Raw genomic sequence first — 18714 nt, 5'->3', positions numbered from 1 at the left:
GTCGGCAGACAGCAGCTGGCCGGTCAAGCCCGGGTCAGGGACCTGCGTAACTGTTCAGTCAGCAGGCCGGTCTGGCCTACAATTTCCTGTAAATAACACTTTGTTGTGCCCATCACAGAGGCGCTGACGAGTGGGGCCAACGGTGTCCCTTCCATACGCACGATCAGGAGGAAGGACGTCTCCCATGAGCCAAACTCTTCACACTCCCAGCTGGTCCGAACCGGACCAGCCTGAGGCTGCTATGTCCCCGTTCAAGCGCTTTGCCGCGCTGCCCGAGGCCCGGGGTCTATACAACCCGGAGAACGAAAAGGACGCGTGCGGCCTGGCGATCATCGCCACGCTCCGCGGCGAGCCCGGCTACGACATTGTCGACGCCGCGCTGACCGCGCTCCGCAATCTGGAGCACCGCGGTGCCGTTGGCGCCGACGAGGGAACCGGTGACGGCGCCGGCCTGCTCATGCAGATCCCGGACGAGTTCTTCCGCGCCGTCACAGAATTCGAACTCCCCGCACCGGGCCAGTTCGTTGCCGGCACCGCGTTCCTCCCTGCCGAGCAACGCGAAGCCGACGCCGCCAAGGCAGGTATTGAAGGCCTCGCCGCCGATGAAGGCCTGACAGTGCTCGGCTGGCGCGAAGTGCCCATCGTCGCGGACCTCGTCGGCGCCATGGCCCGCGCCTGCATGCCCTACTTCTCACAGCCCTTCCTTGCCTCGGCAACCGGCGAGGAACTGGACCGCAACGAGCTGGACTCACGCGCCTGGCGGATCCGCAAGCGTGCCCAGAACAAGTTCGGCGTGTACTTCCCGTCGTTGTCCTCGCGCACCATTGTCTACAAGGGCATGCTCACCACGGCTCAGCTGGAGCCGTTCTACCCCGATCTCTCGGACAAGCGTTTCAAGACCAAGCTGGCGATCGTCCACTCGCGCTTCTCCACCAACACGTTCCCGTCCTGGCCGCTGGCCCAGCCGTTCCGCACCATCGCCCATAACGGTGAAATCAACACCGTCAAGGGCAACCGGAACTGGATGCGCGCCCGCCAGTCCCAGCTCGCCAACCCGCTGCTGGGTGACTCCCCGGAAGAGCTGTACCCCATCTGCACCCCCGGTGCGTCAGACTCCGCGTCCTTCGACGAAGTTGCCGAGCTGCTCTGGCTCTCCGGCCGCCCCATCACGCACTCGATCATGATGATGATCCCCGAGGCCTGGGAAAACCACGCCACCATGGATCCGGCACGGCGGGCGTTCTACGAATACCACTCCCTGCTCATGGAACCGTGGGACGGCCCCGCCGCCGTCTCGTTCACGGACGGCAACCTCGTCGGCGCTACTCTGGACCGCAACGGCCTGCGCCCCGGACGCTACTGGATCACCGAAGACGGGCTGATCATCTTCGCCTCTGAGGTGGGCGTGATCGACGTCGAACCCTCCAAGGTGGTCAAGAAGGGCCGCGTTTCCCCGGGCAAGATGTTCTTGGTGGACACCGACGCCGGCCGCATCATCGACGACGAAGAGGTTAAGGCCGAGGTCGCTGCGGCGAACCCCTGGGCCGAGTGGGTCAAGGACAACCTGATTGACCTCAAGGACCTCCCCGAGCGCGAGCACGTGGTCCACACTGCCGCGTCCGTTAACATCCGCCAGCGGACGTTCGGGTACACCACCGAAGAGCTTAAGATCCTGCTCGGTCCGATGGCCCGCACGGGCGCCGAGCCGCTGGGCGCCATGGGCTCCGACACCCCGGTGGCTGTGCTCTCCAAGCGTCCCCGGCTGCTCTTTGACTACTTTGTGCAGTCCTTCGCGCAGGTCACCAACCCGCCGCTGGACGCCATCCGTGAAGAGCTGGTCACGTCGTTGACGTGCGCCATCGGTCCGAACGGCAACCTGCTGGACACCAAGCGGGTCCGCCAGCCGCAGGTCATGCTGCCGTTCCCCGTGATCAACAACGACCAGCTCGCCAAGATCGCCAACATCGAAACGCCCGACGGCGACCGCGTGGCAATGAAGGTCCGTGGCCTCTACCGCCCCGAAGGCGGCGAGAACGCCCTGCGTGCCCGGCTCACCGAGATCTGCGAGCAGGTGTCCGGCGCGATCAACCGCGGCGTGCAGTACGTTGTGCTGTCCGACCGCGACTCGAACGCGCAGTGGGCGCCGATTCCTTCGCTGCTCCTGGTCAGCGCCGTGCACCATCACCTGCTGCGCAGCGCCAACCGCACCAAGACCGCCTTGGTGGTCGAGGCCGGCGACGTCCGCGAGACGCACCACGTGGCTGTCCTGATCGGCTACGGCGCCTCCGCCGTGAACCCGTACCTGGCCATGGAGTCAGTGGAGCAGCTCATCGCCGCCGGTGACGTTGTTGGGGTCACGCCGCAGGACGGCGTCTACAACCTGATCAAGGGCCTCGGCAAGGGCGTCCTGAAGATCATGTCCAAGATGGGCATCTCCACTGTTGCCTCCTACACGGGCGCGCAGACGTTCGAGGCCCTGGGCCTCGGACAGGAACTGGTGGACGAGTTCTTCGCCGGCACGCACTCCCAGCTGGGCGGCGTGGGCCTGGACGTTATCGCCGCCGAAGTTTCGGCGCGGCACCAGATGGCCTACCCGGAAGGCGGCATCGAACTGCCGCACCGCCCGCTCCTGGGCGGCGGCGAATACCAGTGGCGCCGCGACGGCGAGCCGCACCTGTTTAACCCGGAGACCGTCTTCCGCCTCCAGCACGCCACGCGTGAGCGCCGCTACGACATTTTCAAGGCGTACACCAAGGGCGTGGATGACCAGTCCGAGAACCTGATGACCCTGCGCGGGCTGCTCAAGTTCAAGAACGACCGGCCCGCTGTTCCGTTGGAGGAAGTGGAGCCCGTCTCCAGCGTTGTGAAGCGCTTCTCCACCGGCGCCATGAGCTACGGGTCCATCTCCAAGGAAGCCCACGAGACCCTCGCGATCGCCATGAACCAGCTGGGCGGAAAGTCCAACACCGGTGAAGGCGGCGAGGACGTGGACCGCCTGCTGGACCCGAAGCGCCGCTCTGCCGTCAAGCAAATCGCGTCGGGCCGGTTCGGGGTCACCAGCCTGTACCTGACCAACGCTGATGACATCCAGATCAAGATGGCCCAGGGTGCCAAGCCCGGCGAAGGCGGCCAGCTGATGGCGCAGAAGGTGTACCCCTGGGTTGCTCGGACGCGCCACTCGACGCCCGGCGTCGGCCTGATTTCGCCGCCACCGCACCACGACATCTACTCCATCGAGGATCTCGCGCAGCTCATCTACGATGCGAAGCGCGCCAACCCCTCGGCCCGTGTGCACGTTAAGCTCGTCTCCGAAGTGGGGATCGGCACTGTGGCATCGGGTGTCACCAAAGCGAAGGCCGACGTCGTACTGGTCTCCGGCCACGACGGCGGAACCGGAGCCTCCCCGCTGAACTCGCTCAAGCATGCGGGTGTGCCGTGGGAGCTGGGGCTCGCTGAGACGCAGCAGACGCTGATGCTCAACGGCCTGCGCGACCGTGTGGTGGTCCAGGTGGACGGCCAGCTCAAGACCGGCCGTGACGTTGTTATCGCCGCACTGCTCGGCGGCGAGGAGTTCGGTTTCGCCACCGCTCCGCTGGTGGTGGAAGGCTGCATCATGATGCGCGTCTGCCACCTGGACACCTGCCCGGTGGGCGTCGCAACGCAGAACCCCGAACTGCGGGCCCGCTTCACCGGCAAGCCCGAATTTGTGGTCAACTTCTTCGAATTCCTGGCCGAGGAAGTCCGCGAGATCCTCGCGGAACTCGGCTTCCGGAGCATCGAAGAGGCGATCGGCCACGCCGAGGTGCTGGATGCCCGCGAAGCGATCAACCATTGGAAGGCCGACGGCCTGGACCTGGACCCGATCCTGCACGGACTCGAGTTCGACGACGACGCTCCGCTGCGCAACATGACCTCGCAGAACCACGAGCTGGACAAGCACTTTGACCAGCGGCTGATCACCATGGCCACTGAGGCCCTGACTGACCGGACGCCGGTGAAGATTTCGGTGGACGTCATCAACACGGACCGCTCGGTGGGTACCATGCTGGGCCACACGGTGACCAAGACGTTCAGCACGGACGTGCTGGCACCGGACACCATTGACATCACCCTGACCGGTACTGCGGGACAGTCGCTGGGCGCCTTCCTGCCCGCCGGCATCACGCTGCGCCTCTTCGGTGACTCGAACGACTACGTGGGTAAGGGCCTTTCCGGCGGACGGATCATCGTCCGGCCGGACCGCACCAATGTGTTCAAGGCCGAAAGCAACGTCATTGCCGGCAACGTGATCGGCTACGGCGCCACTAGCGGCGAGATGTTCCTGCGCGGCCAGGTGGGCGAACGCTTCATGGTCCGCAACTCCGGAGCCACCGCAGTTGTTGAAGGCATTGGCGATCACGGCTGCGAGTACATGACCGGCGGGCAGACGCTGATCATCGGCCGCACCGGGCGCAACTTCGGCGCCGGCATGTCCGGCGGAACCGCTTATGTGCTGGACCTGCAGACCACCCAGGTCAACAAGGACGCCCTGCAGTCCGGTGAACTCCAGCTCGTTGAACTCGACGCCGAAGACCGGGACATTGTCCACGGCCTGCTGGTGAAGCATGTCGAGGAAACGGAATCGCTCCACGCTGCACGGTTGCTGGAGAACTTCGACGACACTGCTGCCCGCATCACCAAAGTGCTGCCGCGCGATTACGCGGCAGTCCTGCAAACCCGTCTGGACGCGATCGAAGAGGGCCTTGACCCCGATGGCGAAGAAGTATGGGCTCGAATCCTGGAGGTAACCGGTGGCTGACCCACGCGGATTTCTTAAAGTACGCCAGCGTGAAACCCAGCCGCGCCGTCCCGTTCCGGTCCGCATCATGGACTGGAAGGAAGTCTACGAGGCCCAGGAAAAGGGTGTCCTGAAGGCCCAGGCCGGGCGCTGCATGGACTGCGGCGTGCCGTTCTGCCACCAGGGCTGCCCGCTGGGGAACCTGATTCCCGAGTGGAACGACCTCACCTGGCGGGACAAGGGCGAGGAAGCGATTGAGCGGCTGCACGCCACCAACAACTTCCCCGAGTGGACCGGCCGGCTTTGCCCGGCGCCGTGTGAGGCGTCCTGCGTGCTGGGGATCAACCAGCCTGCGGTGACCATCAAGCAGGTTGAAGTCTCCATCATCGACGAAGCGTTCGAAAACGGCTGGGTCAACCCGCTGCCTCCGACGCGACTGACCGGAAAGACCGTTGCCGTCGTCGGCTCCGGACCAGCGGGTCTGGCCGTGGCGCAGCAATTGACCCGGGTGGGCCACACCGTCGCGGTGTACGAGCGGGACGACAAGATCGGCGGCCTTCTCCGCTACGGCATCCCCGACTTCAAGATGGAAAAGGAGCAGGTGGACCGCCGCGTTGAGCAGATGAAGGCGGAAGGCACCCGCTTCCGCACCGGCGTCGCTGTGGGCACCGACGTGACGTGGGAGCAGCTGCGACGCCGCTACGACGCCGTCGTGGTTGCCACCGGCGCCACCGTCCCGCGGGACCTGCCCATCCCGGGCCGCGATTTTGACGGCGTGCACTTTGCCATGGATTACCTGGTGCCGGCCAACCGCGTTGTCGCGGGGGAGACGGTGGAGAACCAGATCCACGCCAAGGGTAAGCACGTGGTGATCCTGGGCGGCGGTGATACCGGTGCTGACTGCCTCGGTACTGCGCACCGCCATGGAGCCGCATCAGTGACCACCCTTGCCATCGGCAAGCAGCCACCGGCGGAACGCGCCGGGCACCAGCCCTGGCCCACGTTCCCCACCCTGTTCGAAATGGCCAGCGCCCACGAGGAAGGCGGCGAACGCACGTACCTCGCCTCCACCGTGGAGTTTGTCGGGGAGAACGGCAAGCTCACCGGCGTCAAGGTTGCCGAAACGGAATTCGTTGACGGCAAGCGGCTCCCGAAGGCCGGCACCGAACGGATCATCCCGGCGGACCTGGTCTTCCTGTCGCTGGGCTTCACCGGTGCCGAGCCCGCGGGCATTACCGAGCAGGTCAGCGCCGAATTCGACGGGCGCGGCAACGTGACCCGCGACGGGTACTACATGACCAACACGGAGGGCATTTTCGTGGCCGGCGACGCCGGACGTGGGCAGTCGCTCATTGTATGGGCCATCGCTGAGGGCCGGGCCTGTGCCGCCGCCGTGGACAAGTTCCTTATGGGCAGCACCATCCTGCCGGCGCCGGTGGCTCCGACGGACCGGGCCATCGCGGTTCTCTGACAGCCGTCAGTTCGCCGCGGATTAACCTCCACATCAACTTAACCAATGCAGGACACTACTAGGGTAGGTATATGAGACGCGCTAAGATTGTGGCCACTTTTGGCCCGGCAATTGCCAGCTTTGAGAACACGCTCGCGGTGTTGGAAGCCGGCGTGGATGTTGCCCGGATGAATATGAGTCACGGTGACTACTCCGTGCACGACAACACCTACGAGAATGTCCGCAAGGCAGCAGCCCAGCTGAGCAAGCCTGTGGCAATCATGGCCGACCTGCAGGGCCCCAAGATCCGTCTTGGGCGCTTTGTGGACGGCCCCCACGCCCTGGCTGAGGGTGACATCTTCACCATCACCACCGAGGACGTTCCGGGCACCCAGGACATCTGCTCCACCACGCTGAAGAGCCTCACCGAGGACGTCAACGTGGGGGATGCCCTGCTGATCGACGACGGCAAGGTGGCCCTGCGGGCGATCGAGGTCGACGACGTCAAGGTCGTTACCGAGGTAACCGTCGGCGGAATGGTGTCCAACAACAAGGGCATCAACCTTCCCGGCGTTGCGGTCAACGTCCCGGCGCTGAGCGAAAAGGACGAGGACGACCTCCGCTGGGCCATGCGCCGCGGTGTTGACCTGGTTGCCCTGTCGTTCGTGCGTGATGCGTCGGACATCGTCCGCGTGCACGAGATCATGGACGAAGAAGGCCGCCGCGTGCCGGTCATCGCCAAGATCGAAAAGCCGCAGGCAGTGGACCAGCTGCACGAGATCATCGACGCCTTCGACGCCATCATGGTGGCCCGTGGCGACCTCGGTGTGGAACTTCCCCTGGAGGAAGTGCCGATCGTGCAGAAGCGCGCCATCGAACTGGCACGCCGCTGGGCGAAGCCGGTCATCGTGGCCACACAGGTCCTCGAATCCATGATCGACAACCCCCGCCCCACCCGTGCAGAGGCATCCGACTGCGCCAACGCCGTGCTCGACGGTGCAGACGCAGTTATGCTGTCCGGCGAGACCAGCGTGGGCAAGTACCCCATCGAGACCGTCAAGGTCATGGCCCGGATCATTGAATCCACCGAAGTCCACGGCCTGGAACGCGTTCCGCCGCTGGGCACCAAGCCCAAGACCCGTGGTGGCGCCATCACCCGCGCCGCCGTCGAAATCGCCGACCAGCTGGACGCAAAGTACATCTGTACTTTCACCCAGTCCGGCGACTCGGCACGCCGCCTGTCCCGCCTGCGCCCGATCAAGCCGGTGTTCGCCTTCACTCCGCTGGAGCACGTGTGGAACCAGTTGGCGCTGACGTGGGGCATCCAGCCGGTACTGGTCCCTATGGTGGGCCACACCGACGAGATGACCGCGCAGGTTGACCGCAGCCTGCTTGAAATGAAACTGGTGGAAGACGGCGACATGGTGATCATTGCCGCCGGTTCCCCTCCCGGCAAGGCCGGTTCCACCAACTCGCTGAAGGCACACAGGGTGGGCGACTACGCCGACACCTCGCGCCTCGATGGCGAAGGTGGCGCACCCAGGGAAAAGCTCGGCCCCTGGCCGACGGTCTAGCGACCTAAAAGGGAAGGACCCCTGCCAGCTGGCAGGGGTCCTTTTCTTTGCTCCGGTGATTGAGGTTGTCCGGTGATTGAGCTTGTCGAAATCCCGACAGGCTCTAATCCAGAATCTTTTAGTTGACCTGGTTGATAATGGTTTCGGCAACCTCGCGCATGCTGAGGCGGCGGTCCATGGAGGTCTTCTGGATCCAGCGGAAAGCTTCTGGCTCCGTCAGGCCCATCTTGGTGGTCAGCAGGCTCTTGGCGCGCTCGACGAGCTTGCGGGTGGCGAATTGCTCCTGGAGGTCCGACACTTCGCTTTCGAGGGCCTTGATTTCCTCGTGGCGGGAGAGCGCGATTTCCAGTGCCGGGATGAGGTCCGCCGGGGTGAAGGGCTTGACCACGTAGGCCATGGCGCCGGCGTCGCGGGCGCGCTCCACAAGTTCCTTCTGGCTGAAAGCCGTCAAAAGGACTACGGGGGCGATGCGGGCCTTGACGATCTTCTCGGCTGCGGTGATGCCATCCATAATCGGCATCTTGACGTCCATCAGGACGAGGTCCGGCTTGAGTTCCTCGGCGAGCTGCACGGCCTTCTCGCCGTTGTCTGCTTCGCCCACCACGTCATAGCCTTCGCCGCGCAGGATCTCGATGATGTCGAGTCGGATGAGGGTTTCATCCTCGGCCACAATGACGCGGCGCGCCGGCTGGGACGTGGGTTTTGACTCCGTTTGTTCAGTCACGGGATCTCCTTGGAAAGGTACGGCGGGAACATCACCATCTTAGGTGCGCCCGCGGCCGTACTTTGATCTGCATGGTCTATTGCGGCGTCAGCGGCGCGATTCTGGAATTCAGCCTATCTGCATGTAGAGTAATTCCGCGTACGTGAAGCGATCGCGTTGCTCACAATCAGCTGTGGGCGTACCGGTTTGCACAACGTATTCCGCGCCCGAGTGGCGGAATTGGCAGACGCGCCGCACTCAAAATGCGGTATCGAAAGGTGTGTGGGTTCGAGTCCCACCTCGGGCACAGTATTTCCGCAGTTCAGATGGCCTTTGAGCCTCTGAGTGTGCACAAAAACTCGATTTCTGTGCACACGAAGCCTAGAATTTTGGGTATGGCCAGCATTTGGGAACGAAAAAAATCGGACGGATCCACGTCCTATACGGTCCGCTGGCGGAACCCTGAGACGCGAAAGCAAGAGGGCATCACCCTCGCCACTTCGGCTGAGGCTCAAACGTTGAAGCGCCTCCTTGACGCCAACAACCAATCATTTGAGATTGCCCAGCACGCGATGCTTGCGAACCAATCCAAAGCGCCCATCGTGGCGGCCGTGATTCAAGAGCACATTGACCTTCTGGTTCGGCCTTCCGTAGGCACGGTGCACACGTATCAGACCATGTTGAAGCTGCACATCGCCGACGTCATTGGGCATATCCCGGTGGACAAGCTTGACTACCGGCATCTGACGTACTGGATCAGGTCGATGCAGTCCAAAGGCAGGTCTTCCAAAACCATCAAGAACAACCACGGACTGATCTTCTCGGCTATGGAGACGGCCGTCCGGCTCGGCTACCGGAAGGACAATCCATGCCGAGGGGTCCAACTACCCTCAGGCGAAAAGGCAGAGGATGAGGCCAGATTCCTGACGCACGGTGAATTCGGGCTGATTCTGGAGGGCATGGGGGAGCGGTACAAGGCATTCACTGAGTTCCTGGTCATGACGGGGACGCGCTTTGGTGAAGCAACGGCTGTGACTGTTGCCGACGTGGACCTGATGTCCAAGCCGGCTACGATGCGGATCAACAAGGCGTGGAAGCGTGGTGTTGACTCCGAGTACTACATCGGCGCGACCAAGACCGGTGCCGGCAAGAGGACGGTCTCGCTGAATCCGCGTCTGGTCGAAATCCTGATTCCCTTGGTGGCCAGCCGGCCCGGCTCAGAACTGCTGTTCACCACTCCCAAAGGCGAGCGTATTGTTCACAAGCTGTATTGGCACCACTACTGGGTTCCTGCGGTGGAAGCGGCGCAGGCCCTCGGGCTGAAGAAGTCGCCCCGGATTCACGACCTGCGCCACACGCATGCTTCTTGGTTGATTCAGGATGGTGTTTCGCTCTTCACCGTTTCTAGGCGGCTGGGGCACGCCTCAACACGAACGACGGAGCAGGTGTATGGGCACTTGATGCCGCAGGCCCTACAGGATGCCGCGGATGCCACGGAACGGGCGATCACGGGGTTCGTGCGCTGAAACTTGCATTGTTCTGTCGTGGTCAGGGTTGTTGGAAGCTCACAGGCGCAAGGCGGCGCCGGGCTCGGGTGCCGATTAGCCGCTCCTGAGGGGAGGACCCGGCATGAATAGGGACCTCGCGGAGGCGGGCGATCTCGGCGATGTGCTCCGAGGTGAAGACGATCTTCCCTTTGCCCCAGCAAACATGAGGAAACCGACCGTTCGCGGCGCCTTCTCGAAGCCATGCCTCCGTGCAATGCATGAGGGCTGCCGCTTCCGCCGGCTCGTAAAACTCAAGGTGCATAGGAACTCCTAAGTCGCGTAGTTCGCTTGGACATCCATACGGCCATAGGCCGATGGAGACATGACCCGGTGGAAGCTGGCTTGTACCTAGGGATTCGGTCTCGCGGATGGTGGTGACCATGACTAGTCCGACGCCCCATGGGGACGCGCGGCTCGCCCTGGCCTTCTCCCTTCGAGCGAATTCGGGAGCTAACGCATTACTGGTTGGGGTTGGAGGTTCGGCGCCCAGCAGGATCCGACCGCGTGGGGCGTAGTGACGGATCTAATTTCCTGCCTTGCAGCGCGGATCGCGATGGCTCTTGAACCTTCGGGGATCATGGCCTTGGCGGCTGGTTCGGCCACTTCGTAGGTATCGCCTTCGGCGCTGACGCGGCTTGTGGGCCGTCGAAGGCTTCAACAGTCAGGATCACTTTCACCCCAGTTCCTAGGCCTCTGCGCCAGCCAACTCCGCTCCAGCGCTGCCATCAACGTCCCCAGATCGTGTTCAGTCTGGCGTGTGACAGTGTCCAGGCGCCGTGTCATTTTCTGCGACACCGCCGTGGCAAAGCGTCAGGGTGCGCGCAGATCAGTAGCGTATGCAGCAGGGACAACGTGGATGATCTGCAGCGTTCGAGAGCTTGGGGAGACTATGGGAAGCCGCGCGGTGCAAATGGGGGACCTCCGAGTCCTGATGGACACAAACATTGTTCTAGCCATCGAAGGCGATGAGGATGCAGACCACGTCAACCACCAGTCGGCGTCGGCTGTTTACCGCCTTGTTCTGGACGCCGGGGGCCAGATCTCCATCGTGGAGAATCAATTGGATGACATCGTGCGGATTGCGGATCGCCGACGGAGGGACCGCCGGCGCCGGCAACTGGAGAAGTATCCGCGGTTGGGACGCGTTGAACTCACCACAGGGTTCCTTACCGAAGCGCGCTATGCAACGGATCTGGAGGTCCACAGCAATGATGGTGTGGACGCCGCGCTGCTTCTCACGCTGCAGCGAAACGCTGCCACCTGGCTGATAACTGAGGACCGGAAGCTTCACGCGCATGCCCGCCATGCCGGACTTCAAGAGCGCGTGATGACGCTCGATGACGCCCAAGGGGTGTTGACGGCACTATCCGGGCAGTTGCCAGTTCATCACTCGGTCGACGACGTCCAGCCCCACACCATAGATCCCGTCCAACCGTTCTTTGACTCGCTACGAGCCGACTATGGGGACTTCTCCAGCTGGTGGGACAAGGTCGTTGCGCAACGACGGACCTGCCTCGTCATCGGGGAAGGAAAGGACATCCGAGGCCTGGCGGTCCTGGATGGTCAGGAGCCGGAGGTCTCTGGATTGACCGGAAACAGTGTGAAGATCTGTACCTTCAAGATCGCCGAAGCCAACCAGGGTAAGAAACTGGGGGAGACATTGCTGGAAGCGGTCATAGCCCGCATCCGGTCGATGGGGGCTGACACCTGCTTCATCGAGGCTTCCTTGGACAAAGAGTCCTTACTCGCAATGCTGAGGGAATTCGGGTTTTTCGATCTGGGCCCCAAACCCGGGACATCGGATCAAATTGTGCTTGGGAAGATCCTGGAGCCCAGTGTCGAGCAGGAGCCGCCTGAGCACCCTCTTGAGTACAACAGGCGCTACGGCCCTGGCAAGCGACGTGTGAACAGGGCCTTCCTTGTCCCTATCATTCCGGTCTTCCACAGCATGCTGTTCCCTGCTTCCGAACCACAGCAGTCTTTCTTTGATTCGACCTATGGAAACGCGATCCGTAAGGTGTACATCTGCCACTCGGGTATAAAAGCGTTGGAGCCGGGCGACACTCTGTTCTTCCTCCGGACGCACGAAAGACGGGCTGTGCATGCTGTCGGCGTCGTTGAGGACACACTGCGGACCAGGGACCTGGCCGATGTGCTGAGCTTCGCAGGAGCACGCACCGTATACCGCGCCGAGGAACTCCAGAAGATGTGCGAAAAAGAAGTGCTGGCGGTCAAATTCAGGCTTGACCAAGTGCTGGAGGCACCTGTAAGCCGTGAGAACCTCAAGATGCTGGGAGTCATGGACGAGTCCCCGCAGTCCATCGCACAAATCAAGTCAGAGGAAGGAATTCAGTGGGCAAGAACGCTCTAGGAAGGGTAGCACTGATGTCTATAAGGCCGGAGTTTGCGAACGCGATTCTCTCCGGTGAGAAGGTTGTTGAGTTCCGCAAGCGTCCCGTCGCAGATGATGTCAGCCACGTCCTGATCTACGCCACGATGCCTGTTGGCTCACTTCTTGGGTGGTTTGCCGTCCGAGGCCAAAAGACCATGTCACCCAAGGGGCTCTGGTCCACGTTTCGTGCAGTCGGTGGTATCTCAAAGAGCAGGTTCTTCGATTACTACGACGAGCGCGAACACGGAACGGGGATCCTGGTGGAGACGGCCCGCCGATTCCCGGAACCGGTCCCCCTGGCTGAACTCGGCAGCTCCCTCCGTCCTCCACAGAGTTTCCAGTATCTGACTGCAGCGCAGGCAGACACCTTCTTCAAGATGGTACGTAGGCAGCCGAATGCTGAGTCGGACTCCGAGCTGTATCCGCTGGCCTGTGTTGGCTGATGCTCCCGGCGAAGCGTGAACGTACGGCACCGTTGACGCACCATAGGCTCGGGGCATGACGATGAAACCGACGGAACTTGTTTGGCACTACACCGATGGTGCTGCCATTATGAATATCCTTGCAAAGAACGAGCTATGGGCCGGTTCCGCGGCATTCATGAACGACACAAATGAACTGCTGAGCGGCAGCATCCAGCTTCGAAAGCATTTCGAGGATCAGCGGTCAGCGCTGCCGGAGGATGTCATCGTGGGGCTGGAACAATACATTCCCGAAGTGAGGGAAAGATCGCGGCATTCCTTTGTCCTGTCCGCCTCCTCGGATGGCGACAGCCTAACCTTGTGGCGCTACTACGGCCGTGATCAAGTGAGTTTCGCAGTCGGGCTCGACCGAAACGAGCCCTTGGTTCCCCTAGCACGGCTGAAAGAGGACACGCATCCGAACCCGCCGGCGGATTACGACGACGATAAGTATGACCGGGATGAGGATGGCCAGATCGCGACTCATCCAGAAGATGGAAGCCCCGTTGTCATTTTTGACCCAGATTCCTTATTTATTGAGGGCGGTGACTGGAATCCTGTGGTCTACGACTCGGCGCAACAGGCCAGGATCATCGCCGAGATATTTGAAAACCTTCGTAAAGGGGTTGAGAAGCGCAATTCGCCCTCAGAGCCTGGCCGCCTCCGGATCTGGCTCTTTCCCTACCTCATGAATGAATCCTTGGACCTCATCAAAAACGAAAGCTTTCGTGATGAACGGGAAGAACGGATAACTATATGGCCCAACCCCGACTGGAAGTTTGTCTTCCACCGTCCCGGGCCATTCGGGCTAGTGCCCTACGCGAAGCTCACCTCCTTGGGCGGAGCTAACCATGACGTGCATGAGGATCGTTTCGCCACTGAACCGGGGCGGCTGCCGATACGGGAAATTCGTATTGGCCCAACTCCATACAGTGCCGGGGCCGCCGCCAGCCTCAAGCAGCTGCTTCAATTCCACGGGTTGCATGATGTCAAGGTCTCCTACAGCGAGATTCCCTTTCGCCAGTAAGGTCATCTTGCAGTCCGAGGAAGATTTTCGGCGATGCAGCATAGTTCTGCGGACTTGGACGGCTCGTCAAGTTTTTCTGACCGCATCGTAAGCGGCAGGACTTGCGAAGGCCGTTGGATCGGAGGGGACGGCGCCAGAACGGTAGTAGTCATGGGCCTGACTTCGTTCCTGAATTCGCCCTGCGTTGACCGAGTACAAAACCGTGGCGTGCTGCGCAGATGCGTTTCGTGACGTCTCGACGCAGCCACTCGAAACGAGACTACCCAAGTGCCTTCGGATTGCGCTTGGGCTCAGTCCGATGCCCGTGGCGATTTGCTTGCTGGTCGACGGTCCACTCTTACTGAGGAAGTGCAGGAGCCGGCTCCGCGTTCTATTCATGAGGAGGTTCGTCATCGCTGCCACTTCCGTTTACATCGCTGGAAGGATGGAGGGTGTAGACCCGTCTGCAATGACCACAATCTACGCCTTTGCTGAGAAGTTGGCTAGGTGCTGATTGGGTTAACTGGGCAGAGGTTCAGGCCTTGTTGGGTCACGCGGAGAAAGCAATACTGGTACCAAGCGCGCTGATCTCGCATGAAAAGCTGTTGGGAGCAGGCAATCGGGCCAACAGAACGGCGATAAGTGAACCCAAACGAGGTTGCACGAAATGCCAACGGCGGAAATCGTACGCCGCAGGCGGAGCTCGCCCGAAAACTGAACCTCCTCCTGGACATTGTCGTCGCCGAGCGCGGAACCCCGTTCACTTACCGTGAAGTCAGCGAAGCCCTGGCCAAGCGTGGGGTGAGCCTATCCCGCGCGAGGTGGTTCTATATGAAGGACGGCACTGGGCGAATGGTCTCCGACCATGGACTGCTAACCGCACTTTCCGAACTCTTCGAAGTCGACCCCAGCTACCTTCTTGGCAGCGAAAATGCGGAAGTTCCTGAGCGCATAGATGCGCAGTTAGAATTTGTGAAGTCATTACGTGCCGCCAGGGTTAAGACCTTCGCGGCGCGGACACTTGGGGACGTTTCCCCTGAAACTCTTCGAGCCATCACCGAGTACCTCAACGAAGATATCGCAAGGCATCCGGCCGGCGAGGTGTCCGCTGCTAGCGGTTCAGAAGATAGTCCAGATGGGCCGCCAGTAGGGCCTTGATGCGCCCGTTGTCCACTGAGTAGCGCGGAGATCGACCATGTCGCCGACCGGGCTCAACGTCGGCATGAACGACGCCAGTTTCTTCAAGCACGAGCAAATGCTTGGCGACGCTGGGCTCCGTCGCGCTGACTGCGTCAACAATGTCGCCCCGAGTCGCCGGGCCGTTGGCGGCTAGGAATCGCAGGATTTCATTGCGGGACCTGTTGCCGAAGGTTGCGATGGCCGCTTCGACGTCGGGTGACCAGGCTTCATCTTCGGGCTGAGTGATCCTGGGCATGACTTCATTCTTGTCTTTCACGTCCAGAATCTCCAGCGTTGCGCTCTTGACTCTACTTTAGTGAGTGCTGAGAATAGTTAAAGTAGTCTTTAAATATCAAGCGGATCGCCCCAATTTCTGACAGGGACGAGCTCACGCATCCATAATTTCTCTGAATTTCCCTGTCCTGGGAGCCGTCATGAGCGCAACGCCTTTACCCCGTGCAGCCAACGCCGCGGTCGAAACAGTCGACGTCAGCCGAACTGAATCGCAGATGCAGCTGAACACCATTTCGATGGAGCAGATGACTTCGTCGATCAACGAAGTCGCGCGATATGTTGGATCGCGTTTGGCCCGGGCGGGACGTGCCTGCGACTTTGATGATGCCCTTCAAGACATCCGCATTGCAGTCTGGCGAGGAGTGGACGATGGCCACTACAGGCAGATACCCGGCGTACGATTTGGCGCCTGGGTTCAGGGGATCGCTGCCCACGTTTGCTCGGCATACACGTCCAAAGCGCGGTCAAGGGAATCTCTGCCGCTTCTGATCGATCCCGGGGATAACGACGAGGGCAATGTCGTCTCTCCGCATGAGATCTTTGGACCAGAAGATGTGGCCGAGAGGGAGTGGGCCCTCAGCATACTTCAGACAACGAGGCACTATGTAGGCGATGCTGTGTGGGGTGCGGCGACGTCACTGCTACTCGCGGACGACTCGCGAACTCCCGGCTCGTCCAAGGACCGCCGATCCTACCGGCAACTTGTATTCGTCCGGCAGATGGCGATCACGGTGAGGCAGGCGCTGGCGGCTGTTGACGCCGAGGGCCGCGACATCGGGGATGAAGCGAGTTTTGCTGCGCGATGCTTGCCGACTCCCTTGCAGCAGCAGATCGCCCAGAGGGTAGTCCGACTGGAGTTGCGCAGGGAGGAGCGGTCCGACGTGATTGCGGCCATCGCCTCCGACTTCGGTGTGAGTCGGCGCTATGTCGAGGTGCAGATTGGCAGGGTGCGCCGACTGTATGCGGCCGCGGCGGAGATCTGTGCTCCCACGGTCGGTTCCCCTGTGGGAGCCCAACTACGGAGAGCGTGACCAGCAACGTCATGTGGTGTAGGCACATGGTCGGCATGAAGGGGTGAAGAAGGGACATCATGAAGCGATCAACCGTTCTTGCCCGACGACTAACCCGAACCACGCGGTTGCTGATTCTTGCGGCCGGTCTGCTGGCCGTTGTCACGCTGATTGCTGCGCTTCTCCTCGCTCCCAGTGAGCCACGACAGGATGGCCCAACTCGGGCGACGGCGCCGACGGCGTCAGAATCTCGGCCTCAAACGCCAACCGCACCCCGACCGGTGCCGTCAACAACCGTCGCTCCGAAGCATGACCACGGCCCGCAAACGCTCGACCACCGGGCCCTTTCGGAATCGACAGCCATAGCGCTCTACACCTGGGATACGCGGACGTCAGGCTACACAGAGATCTACGCCCGGGTGCGCGGCTGGTGGATGGTTCTTGAGGACGGGTCGAATCCTCTGAGCGTCTACACGGCGCAGTTCGAAGGGACAGGCATCGATGCCGCGGCCTTCGCGCAGCTGACTTCTCGCCAGGCCCACCGCAGCTCAAACCTCGTGCAGACCAAATGCGACGCTGAACTGGCCAACTTTGTGGTTCATCCGGCCCCGTGGGAGGGCCTTCACGTGTGCACGGTGACGGTCAGTGTGACTGACCGCTCGACGTCGGATACGGGATCGGCTCCTTACGCGGTCCCCGTGAGCGTCGTGGCCAACTGTCCGCCGGCAGCGTCCGCCCCTGGCGACCGGTGTGCGCTGGTCGCGTTCTACACCGATGCCAGCAGAATCGTCTACTGATGGGCATTCGGAGGGCAGTGCGGGCAGGCGTCGTTACGCGGTCGATAGCTGCAGGCACTTTGGTTGCACTGATCGTGTTGGCCGCTGTTCTTACTGGGTCCCTTGCTCTCCTTGGGTCCGGAATATCCAACGCCGCAGACGTGTGCGTCTGGCCGGATGCATCCGGTGATGGCGGTGCCACCGGTGTCGGCCGGGAAGCCCTGACTGTCTCGGGCCCAAATGGGGCACCCATGACGCTCAACGTGCGGCAACAGGAGGTCGCTATGGCCTATATCTCCGTCGGACGGTCCCTCAAAGTGCCCGGGCAGGCAATCCAGATATCAATCATGATGGCCCTCCAGGAGTCGGGTCTGCGCATGCTTGCGAATCCCGCAGTCCCAGAGTCTTTGGGCTTCCCGAACGACGGGCTCGGGTACGACCACGACTCCATTGGCTCTGCCCAGCAGCGGCCCGGCGCCGGATGGGGACGCGTGCAGGAGCTCATGCGTGCCGAGTACAACGCGGCCGCCTTCTTCGGTGGAGCCGCCGGTCCCAACCGGGGCTCTCCCCGGGGGTTGCTGGACATCGGGGGCTGGGAACGGATGTCCCTTGGCGAGGCAGCCCAAGCCGTTCAAGTCTCGGCATTCCCTGAGCGGTACGCACGGTGGGAACCGGCCTCCGCAGCAATCATCGCCGCGCTGGCCGGCGACATCACGGTGCCACGCTGCGAAAGACCTGGTCAGAAGGGCGGCCGTCCAGCGCCGGCTATTCCGGGAGACCTGGATGACCAACGGCGCGCGATCATTGGCTTCGCCCAACAGGGATTGGGCGGAAGGTACGTATGGGGAGGGACAGCCTTCAAAGCCTGGGACTGCTCAGGCTACGTAATGTGGATCTACGCCCAGATCGGCAGGCAGCTTCCACGGGTCGACCAGTGGGTTGTGGGCGTTCCGACTTCGACGCCCCTACCGGGCGACTTGGTTGTCCAGAACCCGGATGGTCCGGAGCACTGGGGCCACGTAGGGATTTATGCAGGCGACGGGATGATGTACAGCGCCCTCAATCCCGGCGCCGGAACCCTGCTCCACCCCATCGACTGGAACCCCGGCAGCCGCTACTTCACGCTGCTGGGCTAGATCAGCCACTTGAATCAGAAATAGACCCAGGCAGTCATGTACGGCTCACGCAACGAGCACATGGAGAGATAACCGCAGGTCTTCGCCTGCGTCTACACCTGAACGGAGAATGTCATGAACTTCGCAGTCGTTGACCCTGGAATCGTCCCCAACACGAATTTCCCGTTCCTGGAGTCCCTGAAACAGATCGGTGGCGGCATCCTCGTCGGTGCCTTCATCGTGATAGCCATCGTGGCGGTCATCGGCGCCGCCATGCTCCTGGCTGGCAAACTCAGCCAGTCATCGCGCCTTGCCTCGGGCGGCGGCATGATTCTCCTGTGGACCGGGCCTGTGGCTGCGATCCTCGGCGGCATCAACGGCTACATCCTGTGGTCGCAAACTGCATTCCAGCTCGGATTTTAGGGCTCCG

General features: G+C 61.9%; 15 protein-coding genes and 1 tRNA gene. 13 read left to right on the top strand and 3 right to left on the bottom strand.

Annotation, left to right across the window (positions count from 1 at the left end; genetic code table 11):
* Positions 1 to 184 precede the first annotated feature (184 nt).
* The 3 genes from gltB (at position 185) to pyk (ending at position 7801) form a co-directional block, all read left to right on the top strand.
* On the top strand, positions 185 to 4798 hold the full coding sequence (gltB, locus tag NG701_RS16845; RefSeq protein WP_252568966.1) for a glutamate synthase large subunit: 4614 nt from the start codon (positions 185 to 187) through the stop codon (positions 4796 to 4798).
* Positions 4791 to 6248 (top strand): glutamate synthase subunit beta, encoded by a 1458-nt coding sequence (locus NG701_RS16840; RefSeq protein ID WP_252568963.1) that lies wholly within the window; start codon positions 4791 to 4793, stop codon positions 6246 to 6248. Before gltB ends, NG701_RS16840 begins: the two co-directional genes overlap by 8 nt.
* A gap of 71 nt (positions 6249 to 6319) precedes the next feature.
* Positions 6320 to 7801, top strand: coding sequence for a pyruvate kinase (gene pyk / locus NG701_RS16835; RefSeq protein ID WP_252568959.1), 1482 nt, complete (start codon positions 6320 to 6322; stop codon positions 7799 to 7801).
* Between the two features lie 118 nt (positions 7802 to 7919).
* Here pyk and NG701_RS16830 read toward each other — a convergent pair whose 3' ends face one another.
* Positions 7920 to 8525, bottom strand: a complete 606-nt coding sequence (locus NG701_RS16830; RefSeq protein ID WP_056345656.1) for an ANTAR domain-containing response regulator — start codon at positions 8523 to 8525, stop codon at positions 7920 to 7922.
* Between the two features lie 204 nt (positions 8526 to 8729).
* On the opposite strand from NG701_RS16830, the gene NG701_RS16825 reads away from it, so the two are divergent.
* The 5 genes from NG701_RS16825 (at position 8730) to NG701_RS16805 (ending at position 13931) form a co-directional block, all read left to right on the top strand.
* Positions 8730 to 8811 (top strand) — tRNA-Leu (locus NG701_RS16825).
* Positions 8812 to 8830: 19 nt separating this feature from the next.
* Complete coding sequence (locus NG701_RS16820) at positions 8831 to 10030, top strand: tyrosine-type recombinase/integrase (RefSeq protein WP_252568956.1); 1200 nt, start codon at positions 8831 to 8833, stop codon at positions 10028 to 10030.
* Between the two features lie 952 nt (positions 10031 to 10982).
* Positions 10983 to 12422, top strand: coding sequence for a GNAT family N-acetyltransferase (locus NG701_RS16815; protein ID WP_252568953.1), 1440 nt, complete (start codon positions 10983 to 10985; stop codon positions 12420 to 12422).
* Positions 12404 to 12886, top strand: a complete 483-nt coding sequence (locus tag NG701_RS16810) for an ASCH domain-containing protein (protein ID WP_252568950.1) — start codon at positions 12404 to 12406, stop codon at positions 12884 to 12886. Before NG701_RS16815 ends, NG701_RS16810 begins: the two co-directional genes overlap by 19 nt.
* A 55-nt stretch (positions 12887 to 12941) precedes the next feature.
* Positions 12942 to 13931 (top strand): hypothetical protein, encoded by a 990-nt coding sequence (locus NG701_RS16805; RefSeq protein WP_252568947.1) that lies wholly within the window; start codon positions 12942 to 12944, stop codon positions 13929 to 13931.
* 66 nt (positions 13932 to 13997) lie between these two features.
* On the opposite strand, the gene NG701_RS21465 is transcribed toward NG701_RS16805, so the two are convergent.
* Positions 13998 to 14309 carry an ArsR family transcriptional regulator gene (locus tag NG701_RS21465; protein ID WP_374208709.1) on the bottom strand — a complete coding sequence of 104 codons (312 nt, stop codon included), beginning with the start codon at positions 14307 to 14309 and terminating at the stop codon, positions 13998 to 14000.
* Positions 14310 to 14552: 243 nt separating this feature from the next.
* On the opposite strand from NG701_RS21465, the gene NG701_RS16800 reads away from it, so the two are divergent.
* On the top strand, positions 14553 to 15068 hold the full coding sequence (locus NG701_RS16800; protein WP_252568944.1) for a hypothetical protein: 516 nt from the start codon (positions 14553 to 14555) through the stop codon (positions 15066 to 15068).
* Here the strand turns inward: NG701_RS16800 and NG701_RS16795 are convergent.
* Positions 15022 to 15366, bottom strand: a complete 345-nt coding sequence (locus tag NG701_RS16795; protein ID WP_252568941.1) for an ArsR/SmtB family transcription factor — start codon at positions 15364 to 15366, stop codon at positions 15022 to 15024. The genes NG701_RS16800 and NG701_RS16795 overlap by 47 nt on opposite strands.
* A gap of 157 nt (positions 15367 to 15523) precedes the next feature.
* On the opposite strand from NG701_RS16795, the gene NG701_RS16790 reads away from it, so the two are divergent.
* The 4 genes from NG701_RS16790 to NG701_RS16775 all read left to right on the top strand — a co-directional run bounded on the left by NG701_RS16790 (position 15524) and on the right by NG701_RS16775 (position 18707).
* Positions 15524 to 16414: a sigma factor gene (locus tag NG701_RS16790; protein ID WP_252568938.1), complete on the top strand. Its 891-nt coding sequence runs from the start codon at positions 15524 to 15526 to the stop codon at positions 16412 to 16414.
* Positions 16415 to 16674: 260 nt separating this feature from the next.
* Positions 16675 to 17190, top strand: coding sequence for a hypothetical protein (locus NG701_RS16785; RefSeq protein ID WP_252568935.1), 516 nt, complete (start codon positions 16675 to 16677; stop codon positions 17188 to 17190).
* A 230-nt stretch (positions 17191 to 17420) separates the two neighbouring features.
* Positions 17421 to 18305, top strand: a complete 885-nt coding sequence (locus NG701_RS16780; RefSeq protein WP_252568933.1) for a C40 family peptidase — start codon at positions 17421 to 17423, stop codon at positions 18303 to 18305.
* Positions 18306 to 18419: 114 nt separating this feature from the next.
* Positions 18420 to 18707, top strand: coding sequence for a hypothetical protein (locus tag NG701_RS16775; protein ID WP_252568930.1), 288 nt, complete (start codon positions 18420 to 18422; stop codon positions 18705 to 18707).
* Positions 18708 to 18714: the final 7 nt, after the last annotated feature.

This window comes from Pseudarthrobacter cellobiosi (genome assembly GCF_023913815.1).
GTDB classification, from domain to species: domain Bacteria; phylum Actinomycetota; class Actinomycetes; order Actinomycetales; family Micrococcaceae; genus Arthrobacter; species Arthrobacter cellobiosi.
Note: the sequence above shows the minus strand (reverse complement) of the source record. Positions and strands in the feature narration are given on the sequence as shown.

Coding starts and splice junctions, on each gene's coding strand:
- gltB (WP_252568966.1), top strand. CDS start 185: ATGAGCCAAACTCTTCACACTCCCAGCTGGTCCGAACCGGACCAGCCT.
- pyk (WP_252568959.1), top strand. CDS start 6,320: ATGAGACGCGCTAAGATTGTGGCCACTTTTGGCCCGGCAATTGCCAGC.
- NG701_RS16820 (WP_252568956.1), top strand. CDS start 8,831: ATGGCCTTTGAGCCTCTGAGTGTGCACAAAAACTCGATTTCTGTGCAC.
- NG701_RS16815 (WP_252568953.1), top strand. CDS start 10,983: ATGGACACAAACATTGTTCTAGCCATCGAAGGCGATGAGGATGCAGAC.
- NG701_RS16805 (WP_252568947.1), top strand. CDS start 12,942: ATGACGATGAAACCGACGGAACTTGTTTGGCACTACACCGATGGTGCT.
- NG701_RS21465 (WP_374208709.1), bottom strand. CDS start 14,309: ATGAATAGAACGCGGAGCCGGCTCCTGCACTTCCTCAGTAAGAGTGGA.
- NG701_RS16790 (WP_252568938.1), top strand. CDS start 15,524: ATGAGCGCAACGCCTTTACCCCGTGCAGCCAACGCCGCGGTCGAAACA.
- NG701_RS16780 (WP_252568933.1), top strand. CDS start 17,421: ATGACGCTCAACGTGCGGCAACAGGAGGTCGCTATGGCCTATATCTCC.
- NG701_RS16775 (WP_252568930.1), top strand. CDS start 18,420: ATGAACTTCGCAGTCGTTGACCCTGGAATCGTCCCCAACACGAATTTC.